General features: G+C 40.4%; 14 protein-coding genes. 5 read left to right on the forward strand and 9 right to left on the reverse strand.

Features of this window, described 5'->3' with window-relative positions; genetic code table 11:
• Window positions 1-21: 21 nt before the first annotated feature.
• Entirely contained in the window at window positions 22-4,221 is a 4,200-nt protein-coding gene (locus ACSR9O_RS01755) for a S8 family serine peptidase (RefSeq protein WP_230177633.1), read from the reverse strand.
• 1,042 nt (window positions 4,222-5,263) lie between these two features.
• Entirely contained in the window at window positions 5,264-6,838 is a 1,575-nt protein-coding gene (locus ACSR9O_RS01760) for a peptide chain release factor 3 (protein ID WP_076366909.1), read from the reverse strand.
• Window positions 6,839-7,706: 868 nt separating this feature from the next.
• Between ACSR9O_RS01760 and ACSR9O_RS01765 the strand changes: the two genes are divergently transcribed.
• Complete coding sequence (locus ACSR9O_RS01765; protein ID WP_061462203.1) at window positions 7,707-7,910, forward strand: cold-shock protein; 204 nt, start codon at window positions 7,707-7,709, stop codon at window positions 7,908-7,910.
• A 104-nt stretch (window positions 7,911-8,014) separates the two neighbouring features.
• Here the strand turns inward: ACSR9O_RS01765 and ACSR9O_RS01770 are convergent, their stop codons facing one another.
• From ACSR9O_RS01770 to ACSR9O_RS01780, 3 genes are read right to left on the reverse strand one after another with little or no spacing between them, the layout of a single operon-like run.
• Window positions 8,015-9,982: a DUF6449 domain-containing protein gene (locus tag ACSR9O_RS01770; protein ID WP_260356992.1), complete on the reverse strand. Its 1,968-nt coding sequence runs from the start codon at window positions 9,980-9,982 to the stop codon at window positions 8,015-8,017.
• Window positions 9,957-10,856, reverse strand: coding sequence for an ABC transporter ATP-binding protein (locus ACSR9O_RS01775; protein ID WP_491723817.1), 900 nt, complete (start codon window positions 10,854-10,856; stop codon window positions 9,957-9,959). The genes ACSR9O_RS01770 and ACSR9O_RS01775 overlap by 26 nt, the downstream gene beginning before the upstream one ends.
• A complete protein-coding gene (locus tag ACSR9O_RS01780) occupies window positions 10,853-11,236 on the reverse strand; it encodes a GntR family transcriptional regulator (protein ID WP_101224476.1) in 384 nt (127 codons plus the stop codon). The genes ACSR9O_RS01775 and ACSR9O_RS01780 overlap by 4 nt, the downstream gene beginning before the upstream one ends.
• A 191-nt stretch (window positions 11,237-11,427) precedes the next feature.
• Here ACSR9O_RS01780 and ACSR9O_RS01785 point away from each other — a divergent pair, with 191 nt between their 5' ends.
• Complete coding sequence (locus ACSR9O_RS01785; RefSeq protein ID WP_101224475.1) at window positions 11,428-11,844, forward strand: organic hydroperoxide resistance protein; 417 nt, start codon at window positions 11,428-11,430, stop codon at window positions 11,842-11,844.
• Window positions 11,845-11,897: 53 nt separating this feature from the next.
• On the opposite strand, the gene ACSR9O_RS01790 is transcribed toward ACSR9O_RS01785, so the two are convergent.
• The gene (locus ACSR9O_RS01790) at window positions 11,898-13,214 is read right to left on the reverse strand and encodes an MFS transporter (RefSeq protein WP_459735538.1); all 1,317 of its coding nucleotides are present in this window, start codon (window positions 13,212-13,214) and stop codon (window positions 11,898-11,900) included.
• Between the two features lie 205 nt (window positions 13,215-13,419).
• Between ACSR9O_RS01790 and ACSR9O_RS01795 the strand changes: the two genes are divergently transcribed.
• On the forward strand, window positions 13,420-14,241 hold the full coding sequence (locus ACSR9O_RS01795; protein WP_491723818.1) for a glycerophosphodiester phosphodiesterase: 822 nt from the start codon (window positions 13,420-13,422) through the stop codon (window positions 14,239-14,241).
• Window positions 14,242-14,898: 657 nt separating this feature from the next.
• Here the strand turns inward: ACSR9O_RS01795 and ACSR9O_RS01800 are convergent.
• Window positions 14,899-15,351: a hypothetical protein gene (locus ACSR9O_RS01800; protein WP_101224473.1), complete on the reverse strand. Its 453-nt coding sequence runs from the start codon at window positions 15,349-15,351 to the stop codon at window positions 14,899-14,901.
• 305 nt (window positions 15,352-15,656) lie between these two features.
• Between ACSR9O_RS01800 and ACSR9O_RS01805 the strand changes: the two genes are divergently transcribed.
• Both ACSR9O_RS01805 and yidC read left to right on the forward strand, forming a co-directional pair.
• Complete coding sequence (locus ACSR9O_RS01805) at window positions 15,657-15,944, forward strand: hypothetical protein (RefSeq protein ID WP_491723819.1); 288 nt, start codon at window positions 15,657-15,659, stop codon at window positions 15,942-15,944.
• 28 nt (window positions 15,945-15,972) lie between these two features.
• Window positions 15,973-16,758, forward strand: a complete 786-nt coding sequence (gene yidC / locus ACSR9O_RS01810) for a membrane protein insertase YidC (RefSeq protein WP_230177639.1) — start codon at window positions 15,973-15,975, stop codon at window positions 16,756-16,758.
• 96 nt (window positions 16,759-16,854) lie between these two features.
• Here yidC and cphA read toward each other — a convergent pair whose 3' ends face one another.
• The gene (gene cphA, locus ACSR9O_RS01815) at window positions 16,855-19,476 is read right to left on the reverse strand and encodes a cyanophycin synthetase (RefSeq protein WP_491723820.1); all 2,622 of its coding nucleotides are present in this window, start codon (window positions 19,474-19,476) and stop codon (window positions 16,855-16,857) included.
• Complete coding sequence (locus tag ACSR9O_RS01820; protein WP_402941566.1) at window positions 19,473-20,288, reverse strand: cyanophycinase; 816 nt, start codon at window positions 20,286-20,288, stop codon at window positions 19,473-19,475. Before ACSR9O_RS01820 ends, cphA begins: the two co-directional genes overlap by 4 nt.
• Window positions 20,289-20,467 lie beyond the last annotated feature (179 nt).

The following is a 20,467-nucleotide window of genomic DNA, read 5'->3' on the forward strand; positions in this document are numbered from 1 at the left end:
ATATTTTTCCTGGGGCAAATGCTATTGATTCGTTTCTAGTCCAATCAGGCGTAAAAAGTATTCCAAACCTTTATTGCCAATCTTTTCTTTCGGTACTTTATTTACTGGTGCATCCGGACCTTTCGTCAAGAAATTCTTCTCGACATATCTGACGTCGAATTCATCGACGGTACCGTCCTGGTTAATATCTTCCTTGATGATGGATTTATCCTTGATACCATATGCATCGACGACTTCCTGAATATCTTTTATGTCTATGACTTTATCTTTATTGATATCCCCCGCTAGGTTCAGATCTGGTCTGAGTCTTATATTCTGTCCTAATAGAGTTCCGTCTTTTTCTTTACCTGGAACGAAATTTGTATGGCTCTTGAGATGTGATGGCGTTTCGACGACAAGCGTATATTCCTGGTTAGATGCAGGGATCCCTTTGATCGAGAATTGACCCCAATCATCAAGTGTTCCCGAGTATTTTTTCCCTGCTTTGGATTGCGCATAAACTTTCACACCGATTTTTGTGATATTACCTGGCTTAATATATCCTTCCTCACTTAAAAACGCTTCTGGAGAAATCGATCCGTTCAAAGTTGAGTGCTTAGAAATGATTTTATATCGGTCAACACTGTAATATGGAAGATCGGTTGCAGTATTGCCCCCTTGTTTTATATAAGAAGCTTCTCCTACATCCATTCCCGCATATAAATGATAAAAGGTATCGTCGACAAGTTTAAAGGATACATCCAGTAGAGGCATATCTCCGTTTAAACCTTTAAATGCCTTTCCTGTCAATTCAGCGCCAACCTTGACTTCTTTAGATTGATTATCATCATTAACGACAGGTTTGGTTAAAGAAACATTTAACCCTTTTTCTTTTGCATATTTTTTTATTTTACTGGAAAGTTTAGCATTTTTAAATTGATAAAGCTCACCTTCATACTTGATCGTATATTCTCCTGAAAGGAACTGTTTTACATTATTGACTGATAAAGTCATGGTAAAGGTATCATCCTTTTTCAGCACTTCTTTATCATAGTTTGATGTGACATATTCAGTCCCTTCTTTTAAAAACACATAATCTTGAGGATTCATTGCTGTTGCCATATCTGTAGTTGCCAACCTTAGATAAAGTGCATCATTTGCAATATCACTTTCTTCGATTCCGAATTTCACATTTCCATCAGGATCGATTGGGAATTCCCTGCCAAAATATGCGTATTTGCTCGTGTCGTAAAACATAGTATTGGAAGTTTGGTCATAGTCCAAACCTTTCTCTTGAAGTACTTTTACTGTCGCATCATTGACATTTCCGTGTACATAGAAAGCCTTCTGACCATCTTCTTCGGTAAACATCGAGTCATTTATTTCATATACTCCTGGTTCTTTGTCCCATTTTACGTCTGGAGGGGTGTTATCGACTATTGCAGCAGTACCAGCTGAGTAAGTTTTTCCCGACTCATCACTTCCTATGAACTCTAGAGTGTAGTCCCCTTCTTGAAGTTTCTTATACGTATCGGAAATCGGATGCTCTGGATCGTTTGTAAATGGATATACATGACCAGTAAACGCAAAAAGAATATAATACGGTCTATCTGGTTCGAACCTAGAAGCATTTAGGCTCCCTACGTATCCTAATGGTTTATCTGACTTCGTATCTTTTAGGATAACATCCACTGTTTCCATTGGACTTTTCAGCTGAAACATAGCATTCATAAATGGGTTATAGTATTGCCAAAACGGGAAATCATTAGCAATGGATGGACTGTCCGTTTCAACGTAATCAATACCTTTATCCGTTACTGTGATCGAAAATGGAACTTGATACGTTTCTTCATCATTTTCAGAATTTGTGATGTGAAGGTACCCTTCATATGCCCCTTCTTTTGCATTTGCCGGTACGCTGATAGTTGGTTCAATTACTTTGGACTTACCTTTAGCCACAGTAACCGACTTACTCACTTTTACCTTTACGCCATTTGCATTGGCATCTTGTACACCTTTTATATTTTTATGGTATTCAACATCAATGGTATATTTTTTCTTTTTCCCCTTATTTTCAATTTCCACTTTTTTCGTGAGTTCAATCGCTTCATCATTGTCTCTTATATATTCCCGGCCAAATGCAAGTGAGCCCGTTTCCTCGTTAATTTCTGTCGTTTCATCACCTTCGACAATTTCGGTTTTATCCAATACTTTTATCGAAGTATCCACATGCACGGCATCATAGGCATCAATACGGCCGGCTCCAACTTCATTCACCGAATGATCTTTTTGTAAATCAACGGATGTATTCATGAGAGCTTCTTTCACATCAAACGGGTCATAATCCCCGTGTTCTTGTAATATTAATGCAGCGACTCCCGCAACATGCGGTGTAGCCATTGATGTACCTTGCATACGTCCATAGGATGATGTGTAATCAATCCCTTCATCTGGACTATTGATATATTCCGGCTCAGTGGAGAAAATGGCTACGCCTGGCGCTACAATATCTGGCTTAATATCGTAATTTCCGTTAACTGGACCTCTGGAACTGAAGTCTGCCAAATTATCTCCGACTGTTTTTGTATTCCCTGTATCTTTAAATGTAAGGGATCCATTTTCGATAGCTTTTAATTTTTCCCCATCTTCTTTGGTTAATCGAAAAGTAGGGATAAAGTCGGTTCCTTCCCCAACATATGAGGTGATTTCTCCATCCACATTGTTATAGATTATAATTGCTTTTGCCCCAGCTGCCTTTGCATTCTTTATTTTCACATCAAACGTAAGGGTTCCCCGTTCAATAAGAGCGATTTTATCTCGAACATCTTTTCCTTCAAAATCGCTTTCCTGTCCAATGCCGGCATAAACGACCGGAAACGATTGACCAGTTAAGTCTTCAATCCGATCCGAAAAGTTTTTGCCTAATAGTTTCATGTTTTCAAATGTATATTTTCCAGCACCAGCAGTTATGGTAGGGATCTTCATGGCAGAATCACTTGCCCCAACTGAAATGCCAAGGGCAGCTGTTCCAGGAGAGCCTAAAGTTTTCGCACCTGGCCCCGCATTACCGGCAGCAACAACGGAAACAACTCCAGAAAGCATTGCATTGTTGATCGCTACAGAAGTAGGATCAAGCGGATCATTGACAGATGATCCAAGTGATAGATTCATGATATCCATACCATCACTGACTGCTTTATCAATTCCTGCTATTACACCTTCATTGGAACCGGAACCATACGGTCCTAACACACGGTATGTATAGAGGTCAGCTTCAGGAGCAACACCTTTCACTGCATAATCCACTTCATTTGTTTTTGTTGCGGCGATCGTTCCAGAAACGTGTGTACCATGAGCTGTATAGTAAGCAGAACCACTGCTGGTGAATTCCGGTTGACCGGATGATTTCCAATTTTCATAGGTTGTCTCCATCGGATCTGCATCATTATCGACGAAATCCCAGCCCTTAACCGATGAAGGCTCAATGTCCTTAGGATTCTCACCTTCTTTACTTCGGTATCCTTTATATGCATTGGTTAAATCGGGGTGATTGTAATCGATGCCAGTATCAAGGACACCAACTTTAATCCCTTTTCCCTTTATATTTTCTTCATGAAGTTTATCTACTCCAATTTGAGGAATGCTATCAGCCATTTTTGGAGTGATCCCTTTTTCTTGAACCGGGAGCTCCAATTGGATTTTTGCATTATTCCAGATTCGTTTAACTGTCCCTGATTGAAGTAAATCTTTTACCGCAACTCCTGGCAACGTCATGGAAACGCCGTTAAATGCATGTTTATATTCTCTGTTTATCGCTAATTTACTGGAATCATACTTGGATAAATCTTTTTTCTTTTTCAAAGATTCAATATAGCTTTTAAATTCTTGATGTGACTGATCTACGTTATTTTTTGCAGAAGCAATCGTCATTTTTTTCCCAAGCACCGCTTGTTTTTTGACGGCGACCTGTGCAGGAGCTTGTTCGAACTCAACAATAATGGAAACCAGCTCCGGGCTATTTGTTTTTATATCTGGAGAAATGGTGAAGTTAGGACCAGCGTTCAGCTTCTGAATCGCTTGTCGTTGCTCCTTGGATAAGTTCGATAAAATGTCTTCAATATTTTTATGGGTAATCGTCACTTCTGGATTCTCCGCCAATGGATGAATCGAAAAGGTTGTAGATAGAAGAAGCCCGGCAGCGAGGGTGCCTGATAAAACAAGTTTCCCTTTAGAAAATTTCATTTTTCCATTCCTCCTTATTGTTTAGAAAATTTAGTATCTTCTGTTAAATAATAGAGGATAAATGGTATTGGTGTAAATTGGGGTAATGCTCTTGGTTGTATCTCCCTATGGTTCCATGATCTTTATGTTAAATATCATGACAATTGGAGTGGCAGGATGGATTTCATGGTTCCATTCCTAATTGGCATGAATCAAGTGTAGGACAAGCGAACTATAATGATAGAAGTAATTACCCCCACATTCCCACGAGAAAAGTCTGCTGAGGCCATTATGAGGCTCTCGGCACTAGTCGTTCCCTGTCTATAAGGTCACCCGTAAGGTAAGCGATAGTTATAGTAGAATTAAAATATCTCCAGATAATGAAAAAATCTCTTGTATTCATAACACACGGGGTTCGAGTTTGTAGACAAATGGGGGTCTATCTAAAATTTAAGACAAAGTAGATTGGAACGGAAGGTGCGAGACTCCTGCGGGAAAAACGCGTCCAAGGGAGAACCCACAGACGCAAAGGCGTCGAGGAGGCTCCCGGACCGCCGCGGAAAGCGAGTGCCTGTAGTGGAAACCAACGTTCGGTTTTTCACACAAAAAAACTTTAGAGAAAGGGGGGCTATCTAAAATTTAAGACAAAGTAGATTGGAACGGAAGGTGCGAGACTCCTGCGGGAAAAACGCGTCCAAGGGAGAACCCACAGACGCAAAGGCGTCGAGGAGGCCCCCGGACCGCCCGCGGAAAGCGAGTGCCTGTAGTGGAAACCAACGTTCGGTTTTTCACACAAAAAAACTGTAGACAGAGGGGGTCTATCTAAAATTTAAGACAAAGTAGATTGGAACGGAAGGTGCGAGACTCCTGCGGGAAAAACGCGTCCAAGGGAGAACCCACAGACGCAAGGCGTCGAGGAGGCTCCCGGACCGCCCGCGGAAAGCGAGTGCCTGTAATGGAAATCAACGTTCGAGTTTTCAAACAAAAAAAACTGTAGACTAACTTGATTTTCATCGAGTTTGTCTACAGTCTGAAGCCCGTGTATATAACACGGGCTTCTTCATTATTTCAAATCCATTGGATTATATAATTCCACATCAGGATTTTTATCTTGGAACCAACGAAGAGCAAACTCATTTTCAAATAAGAATGCATATTTATCAAACCGATCTTTAACAAGGATGCTTCTTGAGCTATGAAGATTTTCATCAAGCTTTTCATCTTCAGCCCAGCGTGTAATCTTGCTGCCCATGCGCTCCATCACGACTTCAACATTGTACTCGTTCCTCATTCGATGCTCGAATACTTCGAATTGAAGTTGCCCAACCGCACCAAGCAGATATTCTTCCATCCGGACCGTTTTGAAGAGCTGAATTGCCCCTTCTTGTACAAGTTGGTTAATTCCTTTATGGAAGTGTTTCTGTTTCATGACGTTTTTAGCTGTTACCCTCATGAATAGTTCCGGTGTAAACTGAGGCAGCCTTTCAAACTGAAACATGTCTTTGCTTGTTGTAATCGTATCGCCAATTTGGTAGTTACCTGTATCATATAAACCGATGATATCTCCGCTTACCGCTTCATTTACGGTGTTCCGATCATCAGCCATGAATTGAGTGGAAGAAGAAAGGTTGATTGGTTTTCCTGTCCTGCTCAGGTTGACGCTCATCCCACGTTCGAATTTACCGGAGCAAATGCGAAGGAAAGCGATCCGGTCACGGTGTTTTGGGTTCATATTCGCTTGGATCTTGAAAATGAAACCAGAAAAATCATTACTGACAGGGTCCATTTCACCTGACGTTGTCATCCGCGCTTGTGGAGCTGGTGCAAATTTCAGATAAGCATCCAAAAACGTCTGAACACCGAACGTCGTTAAAGCACTCCCGAAAAATACGGGACTAAGTTTTCCATTCGCAATGTTTTCTTCAGAGAATTGGTTACCCGCTTCCGTCAACAGCATGATTTCTTCCAAAGTTTGCTCATATAACTGGGAATCCTTAAGTTTATGATCCACTTCGAGTTCACCTTCGTCATTCAATGGAAGGAAACGCTCTTCCCCTTCCGTTTTGAACTGTTCAATCCGATTATTGAACCTGTCGTAAATGCCCACGAAGTCTTTTCCCATCCCAATCGGCCAGTTCATTGGATATGTTTCTATACCTAATACCTCTTCGAGTTCGGCAAGCAATTCTAGCGGCGTTTTACCTTGTCGGTCCATTTTATTGATAAAAGTGAAAATCGGGATACCCCTCATCCGGCATACTTTGAATAATTTAACCGTCTGATCCTCGATACCTTTTGCCGAGTCGATGATCATCACGGCGCTATCAACAGCCATCAGTGTACGATATGTGTCTTCACTGAAATCTTGGTGGCCTGGTGTATCGAGAATATTGACACGGAAATCATCATAATCGAATTGCATGACTGAAGATGTAACTGAAATTCCCCGTTGCTTTTCAATCTCCATCCAGTCACTTGTTGCATACTTCCCTGTTTTTCTAGCTTTAACTGTTCCGGCATCACGGATCGCGCCGCCAAACAGCAATAATTTTTCTGTCAAAGTCGTTTTCCCTGCATCCGGGTGAGAGATGATTGCGAAGGTCCGTCGGGATTGAACCTCGTCTTTTAAAGTAGTCATAAAATGTTCCTTTCATTATTGGAGTCATCAATAAAAAAATTTATAGGGGGTTCATTTGTATTATTTACATTGGAATGGCAACCTTTCTTTGTATGCAAAAATCCTGATCATACACAATATATGTAAGAAGAAATATATCATAAGGCTTAAACCTTGGCTACTCTGCATTCATTTCAATCAACCTTTCTATTTTAACACGATATGAAGGAAAGATGTAGAGGTGAATGAATCACCATAAGGGGTTTTGTTCAGATGGCAAAACAAAAGACGCTTAATCAGCGCCCCTTATCTTAATCCATATGGTTACCGTTCATTTATTCATGGTTTAACTTATTTACCTTGCAGGTTTAATCGCTTTTTGATTCCGCTTGTTCTTCCAGCGTTTTTTTACTTCCTTGAATATGATTGGAGCAGCAAAAATGAGGGCCCTTTTTAATAATTTCTTCATTTTTCATCAGTCCTTTCTTTCTTACTTATCCTATACCCGATTATTTTCGTGAAAAACTTTAATGCCAAATTGTTTTCCTATTCTCCACTCTAAAGGCTTTTCCTATTGGCCCGGTCAAATTTCAATCCAGGAAACTCCTGTGCGACAATACCGTTATGCTTCCCCTTATAAAACCTGTCTAATAATATTTTCCCTAATGGGAATGTATAAATTAATTCCATTTGTTTTATCCTTTATAAAGGTGGGTATATATTAAAAAAATGGAAATTGCCTCAAAAGAGGCTTTCACATATTATCAAGCATCTTCGTATGATGATTTTAACTTGAATAAGGGTGCTGGATAATGTGTGAAATTGATTTTTCCATCACGGTAAAATCATCACCATTAATATTTTTAAACTTTTTAGGAGGATTCATCGAATGACAGTAACAGGTAAAGTAAAATGGTTCAATAGTGACAAAGGATTTGGATTTATCGAAGTACCAAACGAAGACGATGTTTTCGTACATTTTTCCGCCATTCAAGGAGAAGGTTTCAAGAGCCTTGATGAAGGTCAAGAGGTTGAATTTGAAATCGAAGAAGGAAACCGCGGTCCCCAAGCTAAAAACGTCGTAAAACTCTAAAGCATAGATACACAAACATATTGATGGACAATGGAAAAGGATGCCGCCCAGATTGGGCGGCATCCTTTCCTTTATATGTTATATGTACAAGCGACATATTCACGTTATCTTTCATTAAAATGATCCAAAATGAAGCCGGGAACATGTTCGCCGGAAAAACTCTTGATGTCCACATCTCTGCTTTCTTTATAATAAAAGGCAGCTGAGTACTCCCCGCCCCAATCGATTTGGGCACTATCAATGGCCGTCTCGATTTCCGAAGCGGTCTTAATTTTCAAGCGGTTTGGCTGTTGTTCAATCTGCTGTGCGATTTCACTTTCAGAAAACGAATGATAAACTTTCGAATCGGTCTTCGCAACCAGTATATAAGAGACATCATCAACCATTAACCTTGCTTTTTCCGATTGTCCGGTACTTTCCATCCATTTTGAAAACTGAGTATATGAAGAGTCCCAATTCATATAAATGGTTTTGTCATTATGCAAGAGAATGTCGATGGAGGCATAAGCACCAAAAGAAGATGTCATTTGGTCGAACGATTGATTATTCAGATCCTCCGACAATGCGTTTACGGCTGCTTCCAGCTGTTGACCGTCCGTGATCGTTATTGATTTGTCCACTTGTCCGCTCGCCGTTATCTTGATTTTGGATACGTCATCAGCAGAAACATTCAATAACTCATTAACCATTTCTTTATATTCATTCGACTCATAAATTTTCGCCAATAGCGGTTTGTATGAGTCGTAGTTTTGCAAATGATACTCCCTTGCTAACCGTTTTCCATTCTTGAGTTCATACAGCAGGAATACGGATTGTCCATCATTCAATTCACCAATGGAAACCTTTTTACCCTTATCGATAATTTCCTGATGCAATAACCTGATCGCCTCTATATTTTCCTTCTCTTTAAGATAATTGGAAGCGTTATCCGATGTGTCACCATCTTCAAAAAATAAAGGAGAATTGCCAATATAAATTTGGCTAATCATTTTTTCATCAGGAATCTTGGCCTTATACTGAAGGGGATCTATTTTTATAATGAGTGCCATCACAATGATAGCCACTATAAATGCTGCATAACCTTTCTTGTTGACCCGTATTCGCCAAGTCTTTTGCAGGACCATTTCCCCTAAATAATATCCAAGTAAAGAACCGACGGTATATCCGAAGAAAATCCACCCTGGTTGGCTTGTCGTTTCGCTAAAATACAGTCCTGTAAACAGCATCATGCATAATGTCAGGCCGAATTTAAATAATGGCTTAATCTTCGGATAAACAAATGCCTGCGATACATGCTCCAGCTTTCTCCTCTCATAGAGAAAAAGAGAACTAATTAGAAAAAGTAAGGTTAATATACTATAAATTAAAGTATTAACAGATAAAAAGTCTATTTTTTCCATCTCCGTTGCTGCTAATAAGGGGGAGATGCCCTTCATATTGGAGCTTAGATAATAATCTGCAGAAAATCCTGCTATCAAAAACTTCACATTGGCTGCAAACAGTACAAACAACCCCACCGGCAAAGCAAGAAAAATATAGGTCAGCAGTCCTTGAAAGGCTGATAATCCCGTCACCATGCCAATTAAAACGGCAACAGAAAAGATCAAAGCTTCCAAAATAAATGTAGTCCCCATCCATGACCATATATCAGGCATGGTATATAGCGTTTCTATATCAATTGCCGAGTGGAATAGTATCAAAATTAAACCTGTAAATAATATCGGCAAACCCAAGAAGCCAATTCCCGTCCCAATCATATGAATGTAGATGCTGCGTCTAGTAATCGGTAAACTATGAATAAAGTCAGAGGCTTGTTTCACTTGTAAAAACCGAAAAAGGAAGATGGCAAGTAATACTGGAATAACGATGACCAAGACAAACTGTATCATCTGCTGACAGGAAAAGAGGTTTTCAAATTTCACATATTCATTGTTCTCATTCAAGATAATCGCTAACATTTCCAAAGGCAGCGCAAATATGAGGCCGACGAGATACAGGAAACCAATCCAGCCAGTGCTTCTGAAAATATAGATAATCAATTCTCTATTAAACCAGGTTATTCTGGATGACATAACCGATATCCCCCATTTCATAAATGAATATCTCCTCTAGAGTAAGGGGGAGAATATCTAATATTTCTGGCTGAAACTGATTAAAGTGCGATTTAATCATGGATTCTTTACCTTTAACGATGCAAACGATCACGCTGCCGCGTCTTTCCTTGTTGAGAATTTGAATTCCGTGGTATAAACCGTGGGGAATTTTATGTTTAAAGGCGATTTGCACTTTGTGTACATCAGCTTTTAAGTCATTCAAATCCTTTTGGATCACAAGCTCACCCCTATGTAAAATCCCTACATGATCGGCTAAATCTTCAATTTCCCGGAGATTATGGGACGATAGTAAAATCGTCATATCCCTTTCCGATACATCCTGAATCAACAACTGCCTCACATTTTTACGCATGACCGGATCTAACCCATCAAACGGTTCATCCAGGATGAGAACTTCCGGCATCGTCGAGAGTGCGAGCCAAAAAGCAACCTGTCTTTGCATACCCTTCGATAGTTTATGTATTTTATTTTGTACGGGTATCGGAAATACTTCCTGTAATTGATAGAAACGGTCTTGATTCCATTCACTATAAATATGGCTATAAAAACTTGCCATTTGCATGATCGTATAGTTAGCCAGGAAATAAGGCGTATCAGGAAGGAAGAAACAACGATTTTTCACTTCACGGTTTTCAAACACGTATGATCGATCAATTAGAACTTCTCCTGCATCCTGTATCAGATTGCCTGAAAGCATTTTTAATAAAGTCGTTTTCCCCGCCCCATTTGAACCTAATAACCCGAATATGGAGCCTTTTTGTATGACCAAGGTGACGTTTTTGATCGCTTCTTTTCCTTCATATAATTTACTCACCTGTTTTATTTCAATCATGAATCTCCCCCCTTTGCCAATGGACTGATTTCCTTTATCAATCTATAAATTTCATGTTTATCGATTCCGATATAAAGAGCTTCAGCGAGTACCCTTGAAAGCTCGTTTCTGATCTTTTCTTCTTTCAATGAATTTTTCAAGGATTTAGGAGGAGCCACGAAATTCCCTTTGCCTGGTAATGTATATATAAACCCGTCAGATTCAAGCTGCTTGTACGCTTTCTGGATCGTATTTGGATTGATGGTCAATTCCTGAGCCAATATTCGAATAGATGGTAGCTGATTATGTTCCTGTAAAACTTCATTGATCATTAGTTCCTTTAACTTATCCATCAATTGCTCATATATCGGCTTTCCATTTTGAACATCCAGCTCAAACATCATAAACCCTCCTTGCAAATGGGTGTATTACATCTCCTAATACAGTAAATTATAAAACAATATCTTCCAATTTAAAACCAATTTAAAACCATTTTCACACAATACTTTTCATAAACTCGCTTTCATTTTGTTTAACAAGACTTACAGGAGGGAACTAATGATAGTAAGAATAAACAAAGGAGTTGTTTTCATTGAAACCATTATACACAGCTACAGTTGCCGTACAAGGCGGTCGTGAGGGACATGTTAAATCAGAGGACGGGATTTTGGACTTCGATGTGAGATCACCGAAGGAATTAGGTGGTTCCGGTGAGCGCGCCACAAACCCGGAACAATTATTCGCAGCCGGTTACGCGGCTTGCTTTGACAGTGCCTTGAATCTTGTTCTGCAAAAAGAAAAGAAAAAAGTCGATACTTCCGTGACGGCAAATGTCACGATCGGTAAAGATGAGGATGACGGCGGCTTTAAATTGGCTGTAAGATTGGATGTTTCTATTCCCGACCTAAGCAGGGAAGAGGCTGAAGACTTCGCCAAAAAAGCACATATGACCTGCCCCTATTCAAAAGCGACTCGCGGGAACGTCGATGTCACCTTGATTTTGGTATAAGATTATGCAAGGGAATGGATACGCCATTAAGGCCGGCTCCATTCCCTTTTTTCTTAGTTCACTTCTTCCAATCCCTTCATTTTCAAAAGAAAGCCCAGACCTATTACCGCCATGATGATCAATGAGCCCAATGCCATCCTGCTCGCCAATGTACCGAGGTCATGGAATACCAACGTTATTGTTCCATATAAAAGCGGACCGATTATTGAAGAGACTTTTCCTGAGAATGCAAATAGTCCAAAAAATTGCCCCCTCTTCTCATCCGGGGTCAATTCAATGATATATGTCCGTGATGTCACCCACATCGAACCAAGTGAAATGCCGAACATACTTCCGGCAACCCAGAACCATAGAGCGGTTTGTGCAAAGACCGCTATAAATAAAGCAACCAAAAGCAGAACACCCACATATGTCACAGCTAGCCGCGGCCCCTTCGACTGCGTGATGTATCCAAACAGAAACGATCCGGCAATACTCGATACTGTCGAAACCAAGTAAAGCAAAATGAATCCGCTTGAGGAAAATCCAACAACAGTCTTGGCATATATGGCCATCATGCCGATAGTGGTCGCAATTGCATCATTTAAAAAGAAATAAGCAATCATGAATGTAAAAACCGATCGATGGGATTTCATCTCTTTAAATGTGGATTTAATTTCCTTATAACCGGATAAAAAAGGTTGTTTCGCTTTTTGCTGTTTTGGAGACTCTTTTAAAAAAAAGAACAATGGAAGGGAAAAAACCAGAAATAAAATGGCCGTGGGAATAAAGGCTTCATGTGAACTCCCTTTACTTATGAATGGATAGATGGACAGGCCCACTAACGTTCCAAGGTAGCCTACCGCCACGCCAAATCCTGATATAAGCGGCAATTGCTGTTTCGTGCCTAAATCACTCATCATCGTATCATAGAAAACAAGACTCGAATGATAGAAAAACTTTGCTATCACAAATAAAAGAATGACGATCGCCAAGGAAATTGGAATGCCAAGAAGCTTCCCATCGAACGGCGCCCCTCCAAATACCCCCATTAAAAATGTACATACAACGGAAATGAGTGTGAAAATCATAATGTATTTTTTCATTTTTCCCGTTCGATCGATCATGACACCGAACAGCGGGGAAAACAAAACTAGAAACAAACTGGCAATCGCATTTGCGTAGGAGATGAAGGTACTGGCAATCTGATCAAGAACGGCATTTTCCCCAATCTGTTCCTGGAGGAAGAATGGAAAGAAAATCGTATTGATATTAGAAGAAAAAATCGTATTGGCAAAATCGTAAAACGCCCAAGACAGAATGGGCAGGGAAAAATATAAACCAAAATTCCCCCTCGATTTTTTAGACTTCGGTTTCACCTGCAACTCCATCTGCTTTCCCCCCTTATTGATACTTAAATTATATGTATTCCATACCTCTCCAATAAATCCTTTAAGTCGGGATTATAACATTGTGTAAAACATGATTTTTCCCTGGCTAACATGTAAAATTGTGAAATGAGGCTGTCCTGAAAACTTCTTTATATTCTTTCTAAAGAATATTTAAGAATTTTAATTCCTAAAAGGAGTGTGAAAGATGATTGCATTTTTTCTTATTATCTTGGTAACCATACTTGTCCTGTTCGCCATCTATTCTAATCGAACAAAGGGTGTTTTCCCTGAGGACTTCAAAATGCATCATTCACCACTTAAAATTGGACATCGCGGTGCATCTGGATATTGCCCCGAGAATACAATGGCATCTTATAATAAAGCTATTGAATTGGGAGCTGATTTCCTGGAAGTGGATATCCATCTTAGTAAAGATGATGTACTTGTGGTTCATCATGACCCAACTCTGGATCGAACCACGAACGGCAAAGGGAACATCCGTGATTACACGGCTGCCGAATTAAAGGAACTGGATGCAGGAAGCTGGTATCATTCCCGTTTTAAAAACGAAAAAATTCCTTTATTAAGTGAGGTATTGGAAAATTTCGGATCAAAAGTCGGAATCTTAATCGAATTAAAACATCCATCTGCTTATCCCGGCATTGAACGGAAACTTGCAGAAGAATTAGGAAAATTCCATGAATATTCAACAAGTGAAAATAGGATAATGGTTCATTCGTTCGATATGGAATCCATGAAAAGGTTTCATCAATTAATGCCAGACATACAAGTGGGCGTTTTGATAAAACGGCGAATTAATGACCAAAAATTAAAGGAGATTGCCGAGTTTGCATCATTTTTGAATCCAAAGCAAACGATTTTGAGTACGAAACTGCAAATGCGAATCCAAAAGCACGGGATGAAAGTATATACATGGACCGTCAACAATAAAAAACAAATCCGCATGTTCAAAAAGATGCAGTTAGATGGGATCATTTCTGATTTTCCTGATTATTTTTTTGATTGAATCATTGAATGAATTTGCCTTCTTCACTCTAATAAGGGTTACAGAAATTTTTATAATCATGGTTCGGGGTGAGACCATTCCGAACCTCCTTCTTAAAAAACTTCCCCGTTGTTTTCAGCCGGAGCACTTTTGTTGGGGTTCAGGCATTTATTCGACCCACACCCCACTTTATTCGACCGTTCACCATTTTATTCGACCTACACCGTACTTTATTCGACCGTTCACACACTATTTTCGACCTACACTGCACTTTTTTCGACCTACACCGCACTTTATTCGACCGTTCATCATTTTATTCGACCTACACCCCACTTTATTCGACCGTTCACCATTTTATTCGACCTACACCCCACTTTATTCGACCGTTCACCATTTCATTCGACCCACACCCCACTTTATTCGACCGTTCACGCATTTATTCGACCTACACCCCACTTTATTCGACCGTTCACGCACTTTTTTCGACCTACACCCCACTTTATTCGACCGTTCAAGCACTTTTTTCGACCTACACCCCACTTTATTCGACCGTTCACGCATTTATTCGACCCACACCCCACTTTATTCGACCGTTCACGCATTTTATTCGACCCACACCCATTTTATTCGACCCCCTTTTGTCCACAACTGAACAATCCGCTAATGCGGATTGTTATTTTAATAACAATGAAAGAATTGTATCTCATGCGCGTCCGTTCCATAATATGCCCATCGCTGTTGACTTCGTCTCCATCGATAACCTGCCACGGAATTATAGCCGACATATGTGGGGTAAAACCAAAATGAGCGGCCATTTTTAAGCCAAACATACGTATGTTTGTATAAACACCCTTTCATTGAATCAGTGTCCATTGCCTTAGACATTCCATCGTGAAGTTGTGGAGTGAATAATGGCGGAGCTATATGAGGCGGGCCTCCTCCGTGCGGCGGCCGCGGCGGCGGATGGTCCCCATAGGACGGGCCAGGCGGGCCAGGAGGAGTCCTTACATCCATTATCTGTTTTGGATATGGAATCGCCAAGAAATCATTATCCATGTTTCGGAGATGTGCATTTTGATAGATATTTTCAGTACCGTTATGGTGTTGATAGAATGAATTGTATGGTTTCATACTTTTTCACCTCATAATTGAACTTTCTTTTATCCGTATGTAGACGAACGGCCATATGTGCATTTTCATTCCTAATTACTGTCTCTACTTTGTGGTTCTATCGAATCTTTAAACGGAAAATAATGCGTCAGAAAATATTCCCTGTTTATTTTTTGAAAAAATCCCTGTATTTTTTAGCTTTCTTGCACTAGAATTTGATATAGTGTTCTTAATGATTTAAACTCAATAAAGTCAAAAGTCATTTCAGGCCCTGAATCATTGTGGGAGGCCAAATTTTCTTATCTTAGAAAAAACGAGGGATTCCTATGTGGGAATTATTATTAGAATTCGATTATCAGACCGTTCGCCATGCGGTATGGGCAGGTTACTTATTTACCTTTGTCTTTCCACTGGCTGCGTTTTACTTCTTAAATAAAAAGCAATCGCTCTTGAACGACAAATATCAAGCTTCCGTTCATACAGATAAAAGTAAATCCCCCGTTCATGCGGGCAGCATTTTTGACTGGCGCGGTGCACAGCGCTTCTTCACATTTATCCGGCAAAAGGATTCACCAGATGATTCCGATGAGCCAAGCTTCCTTCTCTTTGTTTAACCACTAACAATTTGAGGAGGAAATTATATTGAAGAAGAAAAACATGTTTTTAATTGCAGTACTATTTCTGGCAACGACCCTATTGACAGGATGCTCAGCAGCAACGAGCGGTCCATTTCATACCGCTTTGGTTAACCCTATGACAAAAATGTTGGAATTTAATGCTGATTTATTTAATGGCAACTATGGTTTAAGCATCATCATGATGACATTTTTGATTCGCCTTGTCTTGCTTCCACTGACTGCCAAGCAATATAAAACACAGCTTAGCATGAAAACGAAGATGAATGGGCTGAAACCAGAAATGACTGCAATCCAGCAGAAAATCAAAGAGACGAAAGATCCAGCTAAACAAAAGGCCCTTCAACAGGAAATGATGCAGCTTTACCAAAAGCATGGAGTCAATCCTTTAAACATGGGCTGTTTGCCGCTCTTAATTCAAATGCCGATTCTAATGGGCTTTTATTATGCGATCCAAGGCTCACATGAAATTGCGACCCATAGTTTCCTTTGGTACAGCCTTGGTCAGCCGAATATTGCCATGGCGATTATTGCTGGTGTCATTTATTACTTCCAATCGGTCATTTCCATGAGACAAATGCCGGAGGAACAGCAGAAACAAATGAAGATGATGAGCCTGCTCTCACCAGCAATGATTTTATTCATTTCTTTCTCCGCTCCTGCTGCTTTGCCGTTATATTGGTCAATCGGAGGTATATTCATGATTGTTCAGTCCATCGTGCTTCAGCGAATATATAAAAAAGACCATGCCGGTGTTCCCGCTGCAAATGAAACGGTTATGAAAAAAAGCTAATCCAATTGGATTAGCTTTTTTTTCATAAAGTTAAATTTTCGGCGAGTAATTGCTAGCCTTGATGGAAAGTGGATTTTCAGGGCGAAATTCACTATTTTATTTCTTCGGCAATGGATTTGTTGATACCTTTTCGAAAAACTTCTCTACATATTCGAAATCCGTGTAAAAGAACAATAATAGGTCACCCGGTTGTGATGTTTCCCACGCTTTTACGAATGCGTCCAATTCATTAGGTTCGATTAAGGTCCGATCTTTTTGTAACCCTGCTTCTATGGCAGCTTCCTGAAGCAGTCTGGCTACTTCGAACGGCTCCCTGCCCCGCAAATCATCGTCTTCTTTAATGATGAATAGATCAGAATTCATGGCCGCCTCCTTGGAGAGCCTGATTAGCTCTTCATCAATACGGTCCCCAGGTCCTGCCAAAACAGTGATAAGACGATTTTTGTTATAGGCACTGACCGTTTCGAATATGGCCTTCAATCCTGCTTCATTATGGGCATAGTCGATGATGATCGTGCGCTCTTTCAACTTTTTTAAATTGAAACGTCCTTTGGACAAATTCGTATCAGGCATAAATGTGGCAGCCTTCCTTCGTAGTTCTTCCATTGAAATGCCTTGAGTCTCGGCTGCGGCTAACGCTTGAAGTAAATTGGCGATATTATGACGTGCCATGCCGGAAATCGTTATTGGAATCTTGGTGCAATCCATAAATTGTCGGATGACACCATCAGATGAATGACAGATTACACCTTGTTCATTGACGTACCAAACTTTACATCCCCCATTTATCGCAGCCTTCACGTGAGGCTGGGTGGCATCAGTAGAGGTGTAAATGACCTCTCCATCTGTATGAGCGTTCATGGCTGCTACATTCGGATCATCTGCATTCAGCACACAATAGCCTGTTTTCATTACGACTTCGGCTACCAGCCTCTTTAATTTAATGAGATCATCCAATGTATCGATTCCATCATGGCCGAGGTGATCCTCACTTACATTGGTAATGATCCCCACATCACATTTACGAAAAGCAAGACCTTCACGAAGAATCCCTCCCCGGGCCGTTTCCAATACGGCTACATCAACTTCAGGATGGGCCAATACCATTCTTGCACTGACCGGGCCACTGCAGTCACCTTGATCCATTACCTCATCGCCGATATATACTCCATCTGAATTCGTCATACCCACCTTTGTATTTTCATTAGAAAGAAAATAATGAACCAATCGGGTCGTTGTCGTCTTTCCATTTGTTCCGGTCACTGCGATGATCGGTATAGCTGCCTCTTCCCGAGTCGGAAATAAATAATCGACAATGGCCTTGCCTACATCCCTTTTTTTCCCTTCGCTCGGATAATGATGCATTCGAATTCCCGGAGCAGCATTCACTTCAATAATCGCAGTCCGTGAATGTTCGATTGGTTTGGATATATCCTCACAGATAAAATCGATTCCGGCTATATCCAGACCAACCGCTTTCGCGGCAGCAACCGACATATTTTTAATGGTGGGATGAACCTGATCCGTTACATCGATTGCCTTTCCACCAGTCGAAAGATTTGCATTGCCGACAACTTGAACCAATTCCCCTTGATTCGGAATGGTATCGAGCGTCCGATTCGATTTTTCCAAGTAACACGTCACGGTATGTGTAAGCGGGATCTTTGACATTGGCTTCTCATGTCCTTCTCCCCGCAAATCATTACAATTTTCCTTTTCTATCAATTTACGTATCGATTCCTTACCGTTGCCAATAACAAAGGGAGGAAGCCTCAAACTAGCGGCTATAAGTTCACCGTTGACTATCAGTAACCGATAATCATGTCCTTCAATATGCCGTTCGACTATGTACTTCTCCACATGCGACTCCAAACAATTGATTACATTGAATAGTTCATCCTTATTTTTGATATGGGTGATGACGCCCTGCCCCTGCCTCCCATTGTACGGTTTAATGACCAGCGGAAAACCCAGCCTGTCCGCCGAGGCAAAGATATCTTCGATGGAATGGGCAACTTCCCCTTCAGGTACAGGGAGTCCACACCCTCTTAAAATTGATTTGGTCAATGATTTGTCACATGAATTCTCAACGGCAATATTCGAAGTCTGGCTGGAAATTGTCGCCTGGACATACTTCTGCCTTGTACCGGTTCCTAAACGTAGTAAGCTTTCATCACCCATTCGCTCGACAGGGATACCTTTTGCTTGTGCTGCTTTAAAAATGGCTTCGGTACTTGGCCCCAGTTTATTTTTATAATATAACTGCTCTATTTGTTTTACATAAGATTGTACATTTATATGCTTTTCACCATTCAGGATGGCTTCCGCTATATCTTTTGCTGCTAAAAAAGCTTGAAGACCTGAGTGAGGCTCCTGATAGTCAAAGGTCACATAATAGAGGCCCTTCTTTTCCATCATTATCGTTTTTCCACGAATGGCTTCGATTCCGGCCAGGTTTTGAAGCTCAATCGTCATATGCTCCAATATATGTCCCATCCATGTTCCTTTTCTCAGCCTTTCGGCGAAACCGCCTCGATACCCTTTTGAACATGTGTGGCTTCCCAGGTTCGGGAGTGCCTTTAACAATTTTTCATTGAATCCAGATATTGAATCAGATGGTTTCTGTTCCAGTTCCCCTATATCCAATTCAATGCAAATCGTCGGTGTATAAGCAAAATAATTGGGTCCTTTTAAATAACGGACTCGATTGATTATCATTGTTGGATCCCCTTTTTCATCAACAATTTCCTTGCAAGCAGATCAAAACGGTATCCTCTGGTTAGTGCATGTAGGTTAAATCCCGAAAGGGTCAACTCTTCACTGCCATTATCAGAAGATGTGATATTGATATAGTCACTTGTGCTGCCATCAAGCACCAATACTTGATGTTGGCCAACTACTTCAAAATGACCGTCTTTAACTAAAATTGCTGTATTTTCATCAATGCCAATACCCATAATTTCCTTTTTCCCTGCTATCGCACTTAACAGGCGGTCAAATCGGCCACGCTGGGAAAAATGTTGATCGATTATCAAATCGTCAAGGAAGCCGAAACCCATCCCAATCTCAACCTTTAACTTATTGTCATTCAGCATCGTGTCAGCAGCAATGATCATATGCTTACCTAAAATGGAAGCACCAGCACTTGTCCCTGCTATCACCATTCCTTTATGCCAGGCTTTAGAAAGGGCATCGTGGAATTTGGTTTTTCCAATCAGCTCAAACAATCGGCTTTGGTTTCCCCCTGAAATGAAGACGGCGGAAAAAGATGTCAGCTGTTCACAAATTGCTGGGTCATCTGCATCCTGCCTTGAATCCAGCTTGATCACTTCCACCCTGCCCACGCCTAAATCCCTGAAAATCTTGATATACTCTGTACTCACTTCCTCAGGAATTTCACTTGCTGTAGGCAATATTCCTATTCCGCCATCCCTATTACGGGTTGCAAGCTCGACAAATTTATTTAATACTTCACCTTCAAGGCACTTATCCTCTGCCCCGCCAATGATAAGTAATTCACCACAATTCATTCATCATACTCACCTTTACAAATGGATTAACATCATGAAATTGCTCAAAATAGAACACATAATGACTAGTATGGCAACTTCTATCAATCTTCATTCATAAAAATGGGAAACTGTAGAATTTTGTTTAACTTAATGAAAAGAGAGGAAAAGTAATAGAGTAAAAAAATAAAAGGAGTGTG

This window comes from Peribacillus sp. B65, assembly GCF_058513295.1.